We start from the raw sequence: 15,655 nt of genomic DNA, 5'->3' as shown, positions 1-15,655 counted from the left end.
GCGTGTGTCTCTCCTAGATGGGGGCTTTGATGGTGGGGAGGATGACGGAGTTCTGCACACCGCCGCCGGTCGCGATCGTGCCGCTGGCCACGTACGGGGAGAACTGCAGAGTCCCGGTCGTGTTGATCCGCCACTGGCACGCGCCGAGGGTGCCGGCGACACCGATCGCACCCGCGGAGCCAACGCCGGCCGACGGTCGTGACCCGGTCGGCAGCGTCGCGACGGTGTAGAGGGTGCCGGCGGCGACCGCGAGCGTGCTGGTGCGGACGAGGATCGTCGGAGTGATCTCGATCTGTCCGCCCATGACGCGGTACATCGGCGCGGTGAACCCGGATTCCACTGCCCACCCAGAGGCGAGCGGCAGCGCAGTCCACCCCGACCCAAGACTCGCGGGAGTGACCGCCCGCGCGCTGTCGGTGCCCGCCTGCGTCTCCGCATCGGTCGCCAGCTCGACGACACCCGTGCGACCAGTCGTCGCCGTGCGCGCAGCCAGCGAGGCCGGCGTGACGAACTTCGACGTCAGGGATCCCGCCTGCGTCTCCGCGTTGGTGGCCGCGTCGCCCTGGTCGACGACGAGGCTGCCGTCCTGCATGATCGTCCCGGCGAACTCCCACGTGGCGAGTCCCTCCCAGAACTTGCCGAAGCCAGCGCCCGTCTTCGACCAGTGCATGAAGATGGCGGCCGTGGGGACCACCTGCTGTGCGGCAGCGGTCTTGAACTTGTCGGAGATCTCGACGCGGACCTCGAAGCTGTCGTCGATCGGGTAGTTCGCGCCACCGGAGATCACGAAGTTCGAGTTGTAGGTGACGGTCCCCGCGGCCACGTTGATGACGTTGCGGGCAGTCCACGTGGTCGTCCCGTACGGGCGGGTGAACACCTTGATCGTGAGGCTGTTGCGCTGGGTGCCGTTGATCAGCGACTGCACCGCGCAGTTCAGGTCCACCCGCAGGCTGATGCCGTTCTCGTTCAGCGTGCCGCCCGCGTCACACCGCCGCACGTTGACCGACGTCGGCCGCGGCTGCGCGTACGGGAGGACGCTGATCGACCCCGACCATGCCGCCGTGCGCGCCCGCGAGTCCGTCGCCGAGGCGGTCACCGGCACCGTCCCGGACGCCGTGATCGGGATCACACCGCCGGACGCGGCCGTGGTGCCGCCCATCTTGAACGACCGGGACTTGATCGTCGACCCCTGCACACCGGCCGCGTCCACGGTGGCCTTCAGGATCGACAGACCCTGCACGAACGCGCCCACCAGCGACGCCACCGTCGGGTTGTCGTCCGACACGGTCAGCGACGAGATCGTCGGCACCACACTGACGCCGGCCCGCAGCGTGAAGCTGATGCTCTTGCTGCCGATGACCGTCGCGCCGCTCTTGGTGACGACCGTCAGCACACCGGTCCCCGACGTGGCGTTCGGGATCTCCTGCAGCAGCGACAGCGGCGGCGTCCACGCCACCGACGCACCCACGCCGGTCCCAATGATCCCGTCGACATCGCCAAACGAGAACGTCACGTCGTGCGTGAACGACGACGACGCCCGGTTGGTGTTGATCGTCACCGCGGAGCCGGCATCGAACGCCGCCCCGCCGACGAACGTCGGGGTCGACGCACGCGGGATCGTGGGCAGGTTCAGCGTGTAGTTGACCTCGGTGTAGCCGAGGATGTCGTACGACGCCGCCGCCTTCACCGGGATCGACTGGGTGCCGTCGGCGAGGTGGTCGATCCAGTTCTGACCCTCGAGGATCAGCCACGGCCCGGCCCCGGTGAAGTCGAACCCCGACCCCAAGTTCTCGCCCACCTTGATCCCGGCGAGGAAGTACTGCCGGTCGGCGGTGCCGCCCGAGCTGGTGGGCGAGTACGACAGCTTGTCGACCCACACCTGCCACGCGATCAGCGACCGGTTGGTCGCGATGTCCTGCTTGACGAGGCCGACGTAGTCGCGGAGCTGGAACGGGCGGCTGGGGAAGGTGGAGCTACCCAATGGACCTCACCACCGTTCCGTCTCCGTAGGGCTCGAACTTGTGCTGCGCGAGCACCACCTGGGTGGTCTCCAGGACGGGGACGACCATCCGTCCGCCCTCCCAGTAGGACGTGACCACCCCGTTGTCGGTGATCTCGAACCGGTCCGGCTTCACGTGCGTCTGGAACGGCGACCCCTCGGCGCCGACATGCGCGCCGTCGACGTCGACGCGGAACCACGCCGACAGCTCGTCGACCGCGCCGGCGGTCTCGCCGAGCTGGTCGGAGAGTGCCTGCTGGTCCGCGGCGAACTGGATGATGACCTGGTTCTCGCCGAGGTCGATCTGCGCACCGAGCCCGTTCGACAGGTGCTGCACTTCGATGGCACCGGCGGCGATCGAGTTCGCCGTGACCGAGTTCGCTTCCATGTCGGGCCCGGTGATCCCGGCCACGACGATCGAGACGACGTCGGAGGGCGTGAACTCCCGGCCGAGTGTGTCGACGGGGACGAACCGGACGAACATCTCCTCACCGACGACACCGCGGATCGGTGCCGAGCCACCGCCGTGCGGCAGAGGGACGGCGAGTCGCGTCCACGGCCCGGCTGCCTCAGCGGCGTACTCGACGAGCACGTGCTGCACGCCGGCGGGCAGGTCGCCGCTGGTGAGCACGCCGTTCCACTGCGCCTGCACGAACCCGAGGCTCGTCGTCAGCGTCGGCTCGGTCGGAGCGTCCGTCAGCTCGTCGGGCGACGCGGCGATCGCGTCCACCTGCGCGGTGAAGCTCGACCACACGCCGAGCGTCGTGTAGGCGCGGACAGCGAACGACAGGGCGCGGCCGGACGTGGCGGTGATCGTGACGTCGCGCGACGGTGAAGCCGACACCGGGGTCCGCACCCCGTCGTCGAGCATCCGCAGCTCGTACCGCTCGATCGTCACCGGGAGGTCATCGATCGACTCGACCACGGCGTCCCACTGCACGCGGAGTGTGGCGAGCGACGACCCGTCCGCCTGGAACGCTGCCGTGTTGGACGTCAGAGCGAGCCCGGTCGGCGTCTTCGGAACGATCGACAGCGGCGACGCCGGTGTGACCGTGATCTCATCGGAGAACGCCGACCGCGCGCCCTTCACCGACAGCGCCCGCACCTTCACCCACACCGGGGTCTCCGAGCGCAGGCTGTCGAGGGTGACGCTCAGAGCGCCCGTCCGGGTCGCGAACCGCGAGGTCTCGTCGGCCTCGCGGATCCACAGCTCGTAGCGATCCACGTCGATGTTCGACAGGTCGAGCGCCTGCGAAACTTCGTTCCACGCGAACTTCACCTTGGCGACCGCCGAGCCGTCCGATGCCCACCGGGCCACGTTCGACTCCACGTGCAGACCGGTCGGCGCGACCGGTGTCGGCGACGACGGGTTCGGGTTGCGGGGCATTGCGTCGCCATTGCCAGCGATGATCGAGCCCGCCGATGCCGCCGCAGCTCGCCGGGCCGTCTTGGCCGCGAGGGTCAGCATCTTCGATCCGACGACGGCGCGAGCAGTGACGCCCGCTTCACTCTTGGTGATGACGGTGCCGATGACGCGCTGGAGCGACTTCCCACGGCGGGTGCGAGCTGTCACGATGTCGCCGATGTTGAAGCCGGTCCACGGGCTCGGGAGGACGTCGGTCGGCGTCCACTCGTACGCCAGCTCGCGCTTCATCGACCGGCCCTCTTTGAGCGCCGGCTGCGCGTTGCGGGTCGCGGCCGCGAGCGTCGGCGTGCCTGCCTGCGACATGGCCGCGTAGAGCGTCCCGAAGCGGTCGTCGGCGCCGGGGTTCGCGACATGCGTCCAGTAGCCGTCCTCGCCGTACGGGAACAGCAGGTGCGTGAACACGTCGAACTCGACCTTGGCGGGCGCCCGCGTTGCGCCCGGCCCGCCGAGCATCACGTTCGGGCGGCTCACACCCGACCCCGGCTTGACCGCTCGGAGAATCGTGCCCTCCGACCACCACTCGATGTACCCCTGGGAGGACAGCGACTCGACCACCTGCGACAACGGCGTGGTGAAGTAGCGGAACGTCTGGGACAGCGTCTCCGGCCAGGGCTGCCCGTACGAGTCGTGCGTGTTCGTGAAGTCGACCGTGAGCAGCGGGGCCCACCCGCCGCCCTGACCCTCCGTGATGATGTCGCGCAGCAGCTTCCCCGGGGTGACGTTCGTCCACACCCGGTTCCCGTCGGAGGCACCCGCCACCCACCACACGCGGTAGTACTGCAGCAGCCACGCGTTGAACCCAATCCCGGTGAACGTCACCGTGCCGGTCTGGTCGGTGCTGTCGCTGGATTCGGCCTTCGCGACAAAGAGGTCGTTACGCGGAGGCGCCCACGGCGTGACCTTGCCCGTCGTGTACTCGACACCAACGAGCATTGGCGCGTCGAGCTGCCCGGCGACCTGCTCGGAGACGGTGAACTCGACGACCGGCGACGCCGAGTCGACGTCGGTGTGCGTGATCCGCGCCGCTTTCAGGACCCGCGACCGCGTCCCGTTGTCGTTGTACCGGCGCAGGCGAATGTCGAGCATGGTGTCCCTCCGTGGGCGACGGCACACCGAGCGGGCGCGCAGGCAGTCAGATGAGGTAGGCGCCGCGACCGCGGACCTCGACCGTCGCGGCCGACCGTGTCGCGGTCGTCACGACGAGGCGCCCGTCTCGCGTCGAGGGGTTCGTCGGCGACAGGCGTGGGGTGATCTCGAACACACCGCGCGGGCCTCCGAAGTCGATATCTCCGGAGACCTCCGTGCCACCGCTCCACGTGTTCGTGGAGGTGACGTACGCGCGGCCGGTCGCGGAGTCGAACCGGAGGTACTGCGTCGATGTCAGGGCCCCGTCGTACGTGAACCACGCCATCGACGCCAGATCGGAAACCTGCAGCCCTGATGCCGCACCCTTGACGCGCACGAACGCGTCCTGCACGGGAGCGGACATCCCAGGGAAAAGGCCCGCGACCGACACGGAGGCGCTGTCGAGCGCCGTCGCCGCCGACGTCGTGACCAGCGCGTCGCGCCAGAATGCTTGCGGCAGGCGGATCAGGAACTTCACGTCCAGCCACGACTCGCTCGGACCGGAGCCCTCGGTGGTCCACGACAGCAGCTCGAACGTGGCCGACCGCGACGTATCGGCTGTGAGGGTGAGCGCGCCCTCAGCGGCGAACAGCGCGACGAGCGTCTGGAGATGCTGACGCGGCGTGCGCACGACGAGCGACAGTGTCACGGGCGAGATGGTCGCCGGCATTCCGGCGACCATCCCATCCCCACTCGGCGTGCGCACGTTCGTCCGCTCGCGCACAAGCTCGCTGATTGGCTTCGACGGCGCTCGGAACACCCACCCGAACGTCGGGTTGTTGAGCGGGATCCCCGCGACGCTGTAGGTCACAGGTCACCTCCGAGGTTCTGCGCGGCCTCCCACGCGTCCTGCTGCAGGTCGCGCACCACCGGGTTGACTACCGTCAGGTTGTTGTTGACGACCTTCGAGGACGTGACCCCGAACGCCTCGTTGGTGCGGTCGAGTATCTGGCGGGATCGGTCCGAGCCGTCCCATGGGATGAACGACTCAGGCACGTCGCCGCGGTCACCCACGACCCGCCATGTGTTCGACGGGACGACGTCAGCAGTGGACTGCATGGGCGTCAGACCGGGGATGCCGCCCGCCGCCATGAACTCGAGCACGCCGCCGCCCGCCTGATAGCGAATGCTGCTGCCTTCGTTCTGGTACGAGCGTCCCCCGTAGGCATCGACGTACACGGCGATGCGTCGTCCGGTCGCGGACTGGATGAAGCCCTCGAGGCCGTTGCGCGCAGGCGACGTGTCGGCCGTGACGACCACCGACCCGTCAGGCAGGGTCGTGATGCGGTCCGCGAGGGACTGCACCTTCGCCTGCTCCGTCGGCGCGTTCGAGCTGTACGTCGTCTCTGCCGTCGGTGGCGTCTGCAGCACGGTGTCGATGAGCTGCTGCGCGGCCTCGCGGGTCATGCCCGACTGCACCATCTGATCGACGAGCGCCTGCGTCGACGTGTTGTACCGGTCGGTGAGGTTGGTCTGTGACTCCCCCGCCGCCTCGGCCGCGGAGATTTCCTCGCCCATGGCAGCGACGGCCCGGCGCACCTGCTCCTCCATCGTGCCGTGCTCGGACCCGACCTTGCCGATGGCGTCGGCCGTGCGTAGCGCGGCGTCGTTGAGGTAGCCGAGCGCGACCTGTCCGTCGGCGAAGCCGTTGAACTGGCCCCGCATCTCCTCGATCTTGTCGACCGCGGCATCCGTCGTGCCCTCGAATCCACGCATCGACTCCGCCAGAGCGTCGAGCTCGGAGGTGTCGGCGCCCCAGTCGAAGAACTTGATCGCGACGGCGAGCCCGGACACCATCTCGGCGAGCGGGCCGGACACGAACGCGCCGACGCTCTCCGTCGCACCCTCGGCGAAGTCGAGTGCCCCGTTGACGAGGTCCTGGAAGAACGACAGCAGCGGGCCGCGGTTCTGCGACACCCAGTCGGCAAAGTCGCCCAGCGGCTCGGAGAACGCCCCCGCGAGGGCGCCCTGGATGCCGTCGACCGCGACCTCGATGTTCCGCTGCGCCTGCTCGACCTTGGTCGCGTCGTTGTCCGACAGGGCGTCGAACATCTTCTGCGCTGAGCCCGTCACGCCTTCGAGCTGGGCGACTGCCGTCGACAGGTCGAGTGCGAGCACCGCGTCGCCGAGGTCCTCCCACTGCGTGCCGACGAGCGCGACGCCGGCTGCGTTGCGTGCGACCGGGTCCTCGATGTTGCGGAGCCCGTCAAGGATCTGGTTGAGCCCCTCACGCGCCTCGGCTCCGCCCCGCGCCATCTTGGAGGTCATCGCCTCCGCATCCAGGCCGATGAGACGGTAGCCCTCTGCGCTCGTCTTGCTGGCATCCGTCGACCGGATCTGCAGCTCCTTGAGCGCGTCGGCGACGAGGTCGCTGTTCCGGGCCCCCGCCTTCATGCCCTGGTTGATGAGGCCGAGCGCCTCATCTCCGGAGAGACCAAGGCGGGCGAACAGCGCCGGGTACTCGGTGAATGTGTCGAGCAGGTCCTCGGCGCGGTTGGTGCCCTCCCGGGCGCCAGCGGCGAGGATGTCGAACGCGTGATCGGCGGACTTCGCGATGCCGGTCGACAGCATGATCGAGACTGCCTGCGCGGTCGGGCGCACTTCCTCCTCGAGAACACCGGCGATACCCGAGAGTCCCTGGATGACCTTCTGCGCGTCGCGCGTCGTGGCGTCCTCGTCGAGGATGTCGAACTGCAGCGCGAGCCGGGTCGTGTCCATGTTCGCTTCGATGGACTCGCCGAACGTGTTCGCATACGCCTCGCCGGCGGCCAAGCCGAGGCGGCGCGCGTCCGTCTCATCGAGGCCAGCGAGCGCGGCGAGGCGGTCGTACCGCACCTCGACCTGGAGACCCTTGTTGAAGCCGTCGAGGATCGCCTTCCCGGCGAGGATCCCGATGCCGACGACAGCGCCCGCGATCGGGATCGCGGTCAGCGCATTGATGAGGCTGTCGCCCATCTCGTCGCCCGCGTCAGCTCCGGCCTCACCCGCGTAGTCCTCGACGGCCTGCAGCTTCTGCTTCGCAGGGTCGTCGTCGACGTCGACGACCATCTTCGCGCGCGCGTTGCGGAGCCCGTCGAGACTGCGCTGGATCTTCTGCAGGTTCGCCTCGGCGCGCGCGACGTCGGCCTTCACGTCGACGTCGGCCTCGACGGAGCGGAGGTACTCGAGCCGCTCGTACACGCGCTTGAAGGACTTCTCGGCCGACTCGATGCGGGCGTTCACCTGCACGGCGGTCGGCTTCGAGACGAGCTTCTTCGCCTCGGCGTCGACCCGGTCGAGGCTGGCGATGGCGCCCTTCGCGTCGGCGTCGACCTTGAGCGGGTTCTTTTCGATCCGCTGCCCGGTCGACTTGATGTCCTTCTCGGCCCGGCCGACGTCGTCCGTGTTGACGGTGACGAGGGCCTCGATCTCGGCGGCGCGCAGCGGCATGGGTCACCTCCGGGTGAGGACCGCCCGCAGTCGAGAGGGCGAGTCGTACAGGCTGAAGATCAGGGCACGGATCCCCGGCCACGGGCGGCGGCGCACGGCCGGGTCGTACAGGTCGACCCCGCGTTCGGCCAGCTCGGCGACGACGAGCTGCCACTGCGAGAGCAGCGCGATCAGCGAGAAGTCGATGTCGGGCGTCTTGCTCTTGGCGGGCGCAGCGACGTTCTCTGGCTTCAGCTCTTCCGGGACCGGCCGATAGTCCGGGTACCAGCCGTCGGCGTCCGGTTCCCCGATGCCGTACGGCGCCCAGTCCTCGGCCGTGACGAGCCTTTTGGGCCAGCACCACCGCCCGCCGGCACCTCGTCCGCCGTCTCGCGAGGCGTCCACAGAACTGCCGCGATCCAGTCGGCGGCGGCCTGGCCGCGCGCCCAGTAGAACGCGGCGTACACGGAGAACCGGTCGATGGTCAGGGCGGGCACGCCGTCGGCGGCCATCTGGTCGTAGACCGCCTGGCCGAGCGCGGGGTGCTTGGTGCCGATGGTGTCGAGCACGGACTGGATCTCCGGAGGGACCGGGCCCTCGGCGAGGCCGAACTTGACCTCGCCGAGGGCAGCGGTCGCGAGGATCATCGCTGCCGACTCGACGTCCGGGGGCTCGACGATGTACGTCTGCCCCCGGAACGTCAACGTGAGATTGGGCACCGCCCACTGTTCGAAGTCAACGGCGCCCATAGGTCACGCTCCTCGGGTCAGGTTGTACGCGGCCGACGCTCCGATCGGGTTCGTGACGATGACCGGCACGTCGCCGGCGTCGCCGACGGGGAGCTGCACGATCATGGTCGCGTCGTTGACCGGGACGAAGTCGGCGGGGTCCCCGTCGATCGTCACCGCAGTGGCGGTGAGGAAGCCCGAGCCGGTGAAGGTGAGCAGCTCGCCGTCGGTGGGCACTGGCGGGGTGATCGATCCGACGACCGGCGCCGCGATCACGGTCCCGGTGTACGGGTTCGCGATCGGGGTGAACTCGCCCTTGCCGGCGAGCGACACCGCGAGCACTTCGATCTCGGCGTTCCCGGTGTTCTGCCGCGACACCTCGACGGTGACGAACGCGCGGCCTGCGTCGTTGGGGTTCGGGACGCCGATCGCAGGCTTGTGGTAGAACCGCACGTCGAGCACGGCGAGTTCGTTCTTCGCCCGCGCTGCGAGGAGGATCTTCTCCACCTCGGGCAGGTACAGCCCGGACGTGAGCGAGCGGTTCGCCTGGACGGTGAACGCCGCCGCGAAGCCGCGGCCGGTGACGTCCTCGTTCGGTGCGCCGCCGTCGTCGTACGTCGCGACGTCGGACGTGACCTTCGGGAAGGTCGGCGCCCAGCCGGACATGCGCCGGATGAACTGCCACGACGGCGCGGCGAACGTGGAGAGGTTGAGGTCGAGCCCGTACTCGAAGGACTTCCCGAGGGTCGTCCCCGCGGGCAGCGTGGGAGTGGTCATGTTGAGGCCTCCGTGTTGTCGAGGGTGATGATGTAGTTGTCGGTCCGCTCCTCGCGGCCGTTGTTGTCGGCACCCAGCGGGGCCATGGACAGGCGACGGATGTCGCTGATTCCCCCCACTCGGGAGAGACCTTGGAGCAGCGTGAACGCGGGCGCTGCGAGCTTGTTCGCGCCTCGGGCGTCGCCGCGCGCGCCGCGGAAGCGGATCTGCGCGCGGCGCTCCGAGAGCGATTCGGTGAGCCGGTCCTCAGTGCCGTAGACGCGGACGCCGACGGCGCGGTCCGGCTCGTCGAGGATCCGGCCGTAGAAGATCGGGACCGACCCCTCGGGAATCGCGTCGGCATTGGGGTCCCACATCCATCCGGGGATGCGGCCGAGGATCTCGCCCAGCCGGAAGGTGAGTTCGTCGTCGTCCACTAGCTGAACGCCTTCCGGATCTCGTCGGCGACGTACTCGATCACGTCGACCTCCTGCGCGGCGACTTCCAGGAACTTCGGGATCCCGCCGTCGGGGTGCTGCCATTCGAGGTGCTCGTGCTGCAGCAGCGACACCAGCGACGTGAACCCGACCTGCCCTGTGAGGTCGTCGATCGCGACGAACGCAGACTTGTCCGACTCTCCCGTCAGGGTGGGCGACAGCTCGCGTGCACGATCGCGGAGCGCCCCCATACCCTTGCGGAGTCCTGCCTGCGCTGCCTGCTCGGCGGTCGACAGGATCGGCATGTGCATCTTCACCATGGCGGGTCCCCTCTCCCGGCTACTTGAGCCGCAGCACCAGATGCGAATCGAGCGGGTCGTCGCCGTTGTCGTCGCGGGCGACGGCGAGCACCTCGGCCTCACGGGTCACCCCTGCGCCGGCTCCCGGCCAGACGGTGACGAGCGACCCCACCGGCGCGTTCGTGTCGAGCGGGACTGTGACCCTCGTCGACGAGACGACCTCCTGGCCGTCGCGATCACGCACGAGCTGCTGCTCATCGAGCACCTCGGCGGACACGTCGTGCGCGGCCGCGTATCGCGAGCCCAAGCTGCCGCCACCGACGCGGGCGCGGATGCTCACGGTGTGCGGGTAGAAGAACTCGTCCCAGGTGGTCACGTGTACTCCCCCTCCGGCCACAGCCGTGAGACGGGACGGTCGGTCGGGAACGACCCGCGAGCGTGCGCGGCGGGCAGCTCCACGGATACGTCGCCGCACAGCGAGCGCAGCCCGGCAATGTCCTCGACGGCGAACGCGGACTTGATGTCGCGGAGCGAGATGCTCGTCCCGTTCCGGCTGCGCGACGACACCGCTCCTGTGCCGACGTCGGCCGCGCGGGCATACACGCCCTTGAGGATCGCGAGCGCGTCCTTCCCCTCCTCGGACTCGACGTCGAGCCCGGCGATGCACGGTGCGATGCCGCGCGCCCGAATGAGGATGCGGCGGGCGAGCTGCTCGTCGGCGCCGACGTCGCTGTGGGTGATCGGCATGGGTCCGCCCTTCGGTCGTGAGTCGACGCGCGACGCGTCGTGCGGATCGGCGGCACGCGTCTCGTGCGCCAGGTGGACGCGACGCGTCGCGTGAGTACTCGGCACGCGTCGCGGAGGACCTCGACGACGCGTCTCACCGTGCGGCCGCTACAGGTCGCACAGTCCTCGTCGATGGGTCAGCGGACCCGCGGCGGCATCCGACGCGGCAGCGAGGCGCACAGCGTCGGGGAAACAAGGGTGTGGGTCGGCCCCCGCTGACGAATCACGCGGGGGCCGACCTGTTCAGTCCCGGTCGGGTCAGGACTGCTTGGGTGCCGGCGCCTTGGGTGCCGGCGTGCTCGGCTTCTCGGCCTCAGCCTTGGCAGCCTCGAGCGTCTTGATGGCCTCGGCGACTTCCTCCGCCTTCTCCTCGACAGCCTTGCGGGCGTCGGCGAGCTCGGCGTCCTTGGCGTCCTCGGCGGCCTTCACCGCGGCGTCGATGTCGGCCTGCGTGAACGACGGCCCGCGGCCCGCGTCGGAGTCAGGCTCCGTCTTCGCCGTGACCTCAGCCACGAGGACGAGCTTCACAGCGTGCTTGATGCCCTCCGCGGTGTACGCCTCCGGATCGACCGGGGCGTTGCGGAACAGGGTCCGCTCCGAACCGTCCTTCGTCGGCAGCACGACCGCGGCGCCGACGACGGCGAGCTGCTTGCGCGCGCCAGCCATCAGAGGGCCGTGTTCGTAAGGGTGACGCCGGCCAGGGGCTCGGTCACGACGGGCACCACGACGCGGCGGCCGCGCACGGTGTACTTGTCCGTGTCGTCGTCGCGGATCGACTTCGCCTCGATGCCGACGTCGCCCGAGCGGACGTAGCCGGGCGAACCGAGGTTCTCGTCGGCCATGCCGCCCAGCTCCTCACGGTCGACGAGCATCGGGTTCGCGCCCGTGTAGAACGGCGACGTGGTCCAGGTGAACCCGAGCGCGTCGAACGGGGTCAGGCCCGCGATCACGACGTTGCCCTGCTCGCGCGGGAGCGCCTTGTCGTCGATCAGGATGCCGACGAGCTTCGCCCACTGCGTCGGCTTGAGCACGACGGTGTCGAGCTCGAGGCCGGTGCCGAGGTCGCCGCGCGTCTGCTGGATGCTCAGCAGCGCCTCCGCGATCTTGCCCGCCGTGGTCCAGGTCGACGGCGACGCGAACGTCGACGTCACCTTCGCCATGATCACGGCCATGGCGACGGAGTCGACCTGCTTCACGATCGAGTTGCCGAGGCGGTTCAGCGCGCGGTTGAGGACGACCACGCCCTCGCGGCCGATCTTCTCGTCCGTGACGTCCGAGTCGAGGCCCCACTTCGCGGTGCGCGCCGCGGCGAGGTCGCCTCGTGTCATCACCGTCTTGGGGTAGGCGCTGCCCGGAGCCACCGCCTCGGGCGCGTCCGCGGCGAAGATCTCCTCGCCGGTCTCGTAGTAGATGCCGCCGCCCTGCGCGTTGAACCGCTGCGAGAGCAGGTAGTCCGCGATGAACCGCATCTTGGTGATCTCGGCGAGCCGCTTCGCGACGATCGACGAGCGGGACAGCAGCGCGTGGATCTGCTCGGGGGTGAGCGTCCCCTCGGGGTGCTTCACCGGGTAGGTGTACGACGCCATGTCGGTCTCTCCTTAGATGAACAGGACGTCGATGACGTCGAGGTCGGCGGCAGCGAGCTCGAGCGCGATGCCGATGGGGTTGGTGCCGGCGCCGATCGTCGCGACCTTGCCGCCGGTCGCGGCGATCACCTTCGCGCCCGCTGCGATCGCGCCGTTCGCGACGAGACGGTGCACGCCGGTCGGCCGCGGGTAGACGGTGACGATCTCTCCGGCCTTCGCGTCGAAGCCGGCGACGCCGACGACGTCCGCCACGTCGGCGCCGGCGGGGCCGACGGTCGAGTTGCCGGTGACCTCGACGAGGCGGCCTCCGGTGACGTCCGCAGATGCGGTCAGCGTGAACGCCGGGATCGAGTTGAACTTGGGCGTGTAGTCAGCCACCTCAGGCCTCCTTCGTGGTCTCGCCCCACGCGGCCGCGTAGAGGGCGTCGTCCGCGCTGGTGACGCCGTCGGCGTGGCCCAGCTCCTTCACGGGCAGGGCGGTGTTGGCCGGCATGCCGTCGAGCAGTGCGGTGATGCCCTGCTCGTCCTTGTCGAGCGCGGCGCGCCAGGTGTCGCGCGTCGACGAGGCGATGCGGCCGGACGCGACGGCCGACGCGACGACCGCGTCTCGGCGGTCGCTGACCTGCTCCTCGCGTGCCTGCACGCCGAGGGCGGCCTGCTCGCGCAGCTCCGCGAGGACCGCGGCGTCCATGACGACGGCGCCCTCGGGGAGCTTCGGTGCGGCGGATGCCGCGGGGGTGTCGTCGGCCTGCTCGTCGAGCGCCTCGTCGAGGGCCGCGAGCAGCTCCTCGTCCGTGGCTTCGGCATCGGTCACACCGAGCCGCTCGCGGAGGCCAGCCTTGATGGTGTCGCTCATGTTGAGCTTCTCCTTCTGGTTGGGGTCACCCGGCTCGGTTGAGACCGGGAGCTTGGATGCGAGTCGCGCGGATGTCGCGAGTCGCATAGGGATGGAGTCGTCGGCGTCCTCATCGGGCACGACCACGACGAGCGGGTCGTCGTCCTCGCCGACGGTCGACGTCTCGCCTGCATCGGGGACCACGGCAACGCGATCGGCGAGTCCTTGCTCGACGGTCTCGGCTGCGGTCATCCAGGTCTCGTCGGCGAGGAGCTGAGCCCAGTCCTTCTCGCCCGCCTTGGCGGCGTAGATCTCGATGATGGAGTCCTCGATACCGTCGAGGACCTCGGCCGTCTTGCGCAGCTCCGCGGCGTTCCCGTAGGTGATGACCAGCGGGGAATGGATCATCATCTGCGTGCCGGGCGACATGACCGTCTCGTCGCAGCCAGCGGCGATGAACGATGCGGCCGAGGCTGCTCGGCCATCGACGACCGCCGTCACCTTCGCCTTGTGAGCGCGGAGCATGTTGAGGATCGAGACGCCCTCGAACACTTCACCGCCCGGCGAGTTGATCCGCAGGATGATCTGCGTCACCGAGTCCGGGAGCGTGTCGAGCACCTCGCCGACGTCCTTCGTCGAGATGCCCCACCATCCGCCCCACGAGTCGATCGGCCCGTACATGCGGATGGTCGCGACGCTCCCTCCGTCCTCTGCCGGCGGCGACGTCACCGCGTTGAAGAATTCGAGCTTCGACTTCGGCGGCGTCTGATTCCCCCAGTACCGGTTGGGCGACTTCATCTCGTGGCTCATGCGGCCTCCTCAGCCTCTTGGTCCAGCACGTCGTCCGGGCCGAGATCGGCACCCGCGCCCCGGACGATCGCGCGAGCTTCCTGTTTGGTGAGGACGGGGCCGACACCGAGGTAGACCTTCTGAACGACCTCAGCGATGGCTCGGGCCTTCTGCGCCGCCGGGTCCTCTGGCGTGGCGGTGGCGTCCGGCTCGGCCGTGGGGTCCGGCTCGGCGTCGGCGGCCTGCTCCTTGACGGGGAGGCCGTACAGCGCCCGGAGGTGGGCCTCGAGCGCGGGGTCGGCGGACAGCGCACCGCACTCGATGAGCGCCTTGATCGCCTCGGCGGTCGCGGGGTGCTCGGCGCCGATCGTCGCTGGCACCAGTCGCGGCGCCGGTTCGTTCGGTCCCCAGTTCGCGTCGACGAGATCCTCGACGACGTGCTGCTGTGTGACATCGGCGATCTGTTGGGCGACGGCGTTCAGGCTGTCGGTGAAGAAGTTCGCGAACGTCGACCCGAGCGCCCACGACCCGGTCTCAGTGCCGAGGTTGAGGAAGTGGGCGAGCACCGCGCGGGCGATCTGCTCGTCGTAGTACCGGATCGGCTTGTCGAGGTCGGGCACCTTGCCCGTGACGCCAACGAAAGACAGGTTTGCCCCATGCGGCAGCGAGGCGCCGGCGGCGTCCCCAGCTCGCACGTTTTTCGCGATGTCGAGGCCGCGCTCGATCTCCTTGTCCATCCACTCGACGTACTGCTCGCTGGTGAAGTCGTTGTCGGTGGGCGGAGGCGGCGTCGTGTACGTCGGGAGGCCGAGGCCGTTGCGCTCGGCCGCCAGCGCCTGGATGCGCAGCACCCGGTCCTTGAGCAGCCACATCTTGTACGCCGGTCGGAGCAGCGACTGGCCGATCCAGTTCGCGCCCTCACGCTCGTTCACCTGGACGACGAGTCGCGCGACCGGGATCCGCACGTCGGCGCCGCCGGCGAGCGCGTGCTGCTTGACTGCAACGAGCCCGCCATCGCGTGCGACCTCGAACTCGGCAATCGTTCGCGGCGGCCGCCATGCGAGCTTGCCGAGATGCGCGAGCCCGAACGCGTCCACGCGGTAGACCTGCTCGAATACCGAGTGCCCGAACACGAGCGACAGCAGCGCGAGTCGGCGGTACTCGCCGAACGAGAACCGCCCCTTGGTCCGCAGCGGCGCGACGTACGGTTGCCCCTTGATCGGCAGGCCGAAGTCGTCGGCGACGTGCTTCGCTACCTCAGGCCGGACGCCTGTCGCGTCCAGCGCCCACTCGGTCCGCATGATGGGGAGCATGACGGCGCGTAGTACCGACATCACCTGCGGGTCCTCGCGGCGCATGCGATCGAACACGTCGATCGACTTCGGCCAGACGAGGTCAGGGTTCTCCTCGTGCGTCTCGTCGAGCAGCGACGACCATCCGACGAGGGCCCCCTTCTGGTATCCGATCTCGGCCAAAGGGAA

Annotated in this window: 15 protein-coding genes; all 15 read right to left on the bottom strand. The window is 69.3% G+C overall.

Annotated features, from left to right (window positions below):
• Positions 1-13: 13 nt before the first annotated feature.
• Positions 14-1,981 (bottom strand): DUF859 family phage minor structural protein, encoded by a 1,968-nt coding sequence (locus tag ACFWJ8_RS00575; protein ID WP_378807721.1) that lies wholly within the window; start codon positions 1,979-1,981, stop codon positions 14-16.
• On the bottom strand, positions 1,974-4,511 hold the full coding sequence (locus tag ACFWJ8_RS00570) for a hypothetical protein (RefSeq protein ID WP_378807719.1): 2,538 nt from the start codon (positions 4,509-4,511) through the stop codon (positions 1,974-1,976). The genes ACFWJ8_RS00575 and ACFWJ8_RS00570 overlap by 8 nt, the downstream gene beginning before the upstream one ends.
• Positions 4,512-4,557: 46 nt before the next feature.
• Positions 4,558-5,361 carry a hypothetical protein gene (locus ACFWJ8_RS00565; RefSeq protein WP_378807718.1) on the bottom strand — a complete coding sequence of 268 codons (804 nt, stop codon included), beginning with the start codon at positions 5,359-5,361 and terminating at the stop codon, positions 4,558-4,560.
• Complete coding sequence (locus ACFWJ8_RS00560) at positions 5,358-7,979, bottom strand: phage tail tape measure protein (RefSeq protein ID WP_378807717.1); 2,622 nt, start codon at positions 7,977-7,979, stop codon at positions 5,358-5,360. The genes ACFWJ8_RS00565 and ACFWJ8_RS00560 overlap by 4 nt, the downstream gene beginning before the upstream one ends.
• A 3-nt stretch (positions 7,980-7,982) precedes the next feature.
• Entirely contained in the window at positions 7,983-8,363 is a 381-nt protein-coding gene (locus tag ACFWJ8_RS00555; RefSeq protein WP_378807716.1) for a hypothetical protein, read from the bottom strand.
• 347 nt (positions 8,364-8,710) lie between these two features.
• Positions 8,711-9,463, bottom strand: a complete 753-nt coding sequence (locus ACFWJ8_RS00550; RefSeq protein ID WP_378807715.1) for an IPT/TIG domain-containing protein — start codon at positions 9,461-9,463, stop codon at positions 8,711-8,713.
• Positions 9,460-9,879, bottom strand: coding sequence for a minor capsid protein (locus ACFWJ8_RS00545; RefSeq protein WP_378807714.1), 420 nt, complete (start codon positions 9,877-9,879; stop codon positions 9,460-9,462). The genes ACFWJ8_RS00550 and ACFWJ8_RS00545 overlap by 4 nt, the downstream gene beginning before the upstream one ends.
• Positions 9,879-10,199, bottom strand: coding sequence for a hypothetical protein (locus ACFWJ8_RS00540; RefSeq protein WP_378807712.1), 321 nt, complete (start codon positions 10,197-10,199; stop codon positions 9,879-9,881). Before ACFWJ8_RS00540 ends, ACFWJ8_RS00545 begins: the two co-directional genes overlap by 1 nt.
• Before the next feature lie 19 nt (positions 10,200-10,218).
• A complete protein-coding gene (locus tag ACFWJ8_RS00535) occupies positions 10,219-10,554 on the bottom strand; it encodes a hypothetical protein (protein ID WP_378807711.1) in 336 nt (111 codons plus the stop codon).
• Complete coding sequence (locus ACFWJ8_RS00530; protein WP_378807710.1) at positions 10,551-10,925, bottom strand: hypothetical protein; 375 nt, start codon at positions 10,923-10,925, stop codon at positions 10,551-10,553. Before ACFWJ8_RS00530 ends, ACFWJ8_RS00535 begins: the two co-directional genes overlap by 4 nt.
• Positions 10,926-11,222: 297 nt before the next feature.
• Entirely contained in the window at positions 11,223-11,630 is a 408-nt protein-coding gene (locus ACFWJ8_RS00525) for a hypothetical protein (protein ID WP_378807709.1), read from the bottom strand.
• A complete protein-coding gene (locus ACFWJ8_RS00520) occupies positions 11,630-12,550 on the bottom strand; it encodes a hypothetical protein (RefSeq protein ID WP_378807708.1) in 921 nt (306 codons plus the stop codon). Before ACFWJ8_RS00520 ends, ACFWJ8_RS00525 begins: the two co-directional genes overlap by 1 nt.
• Before the next feature lie 12 nt (positions 12,551-12,562).
• A complete protein-coding gene (locus tag ACFWJ8_RS00515) occupies positions 12,563-12,928 on the bottom strand; it encodes a DUF2190 family protein (protein ID WP_378807707.1) in 366 nt (121 codons plus the stop codon).
• Position 12,929: 1 nt separating this feature from the next.
• Positions 12,930-14,195 carry a head maturation protease, ClpP-related gene (locus ACFWJ8_RS00510; RefSeq protein WP_378807705.1) on the bottom strand — a complete coding sequence of 422 codons (1,266 nt, stop codon included), beginning with the start codon at positions 14,193-14,195 and terminating at the stop codon, positions 12,930-12,932.
• Complete coding sequence (locus tag ACFWJ8_RS00505) at positions 14,192-15,649, bottom strand: hypothetical protein (protein WP_378807704.1); 1,458 nt, start codon at positions 15,647-15,649, stop codon at positions 14,192-14,194. Before ACFWJ8_RS00505 ends, ACFWJ8_RS00510 begins: the two co-directional genes overlap by 4 nt.
• Positions 15,650-15,655: the final 6 nt, after the last annotated feature.

The organism is Microbacterium sp. NPDC058389 (assembly GCF_042722305.1).
Classification (GTDB): domain Bacteria; phylum Actinomycetota; class Actinomycetes; order Actinomycetales; family Microbacteriaceae; genus Microbacterium.
This window is presented reverse-complemented; position numbering and strand designations above follow the sequence as displayed.

Excerpts from the sequence above, each read along its gene's own strand:
- ACFWJ8_RS00570 (WP_378807719.1), bottom strand. The coding sequence starts at position 4,511 with ATGCTCGACATTCGCCTGCGCCGGTACAACGACAACGGGACGCGGTCG.
- ACFWJ8_RS00560 (WP_378807717.1), bottom strand. The coding sequence starts at position 7,979 with ATGCCGCTGCGCGCCGCCGAGATCGAGGCCCTCGTCACCGTCAACACG.
- ACFWJ8_RS00550 (WP_378807715.1), bottom strand. The coding sequence starts at position 9,463 with ATGACCACTCCCACGCTGCCCGCGGGGACGACCCTCGGGAAGTCCTTC.
- ACFWJ8_RS00540 (WP_378807712.1), bottom strand. The coding sequence starts at position 10,199 with ATGGTGAAGATGCACATGCCGATCCTGTCGACCGCCGAGCAGGCAGCG.
- ACFWJ8_RS00530 (WP_378807710.1), bottom strand. The coding sequence starts at position 10,925 with ATGCCGATCACCCACAGCGACGTCGGCGCCGACGAGCAGCTCGCCCGC.
- ACFWJ8_RS00525 (WP_378807709.1), bottom strand. The coding sequence starts at position 11,630 with ATGGCTGGCGCGCGCAAGCAGCTCGCCGTCGTCGGCGCCGCGGTCGTG.
- ACFWJ8_RS00520 (WP_378807708.1), bottom strand. The coding sequence starts at position 12,550 with ATGGCGTCGTACACCTACCCGGTGAAGCACCCCGAGGGGACGCTCACC.
- ACFWJ8_RS00510 (WP_378807705.1), bottom strand. The coding sequence starts at position 14,195 with ATGAGCCACGAGATGAAGTCGCCCAACCGGTACTGGGGGAATCAGACG.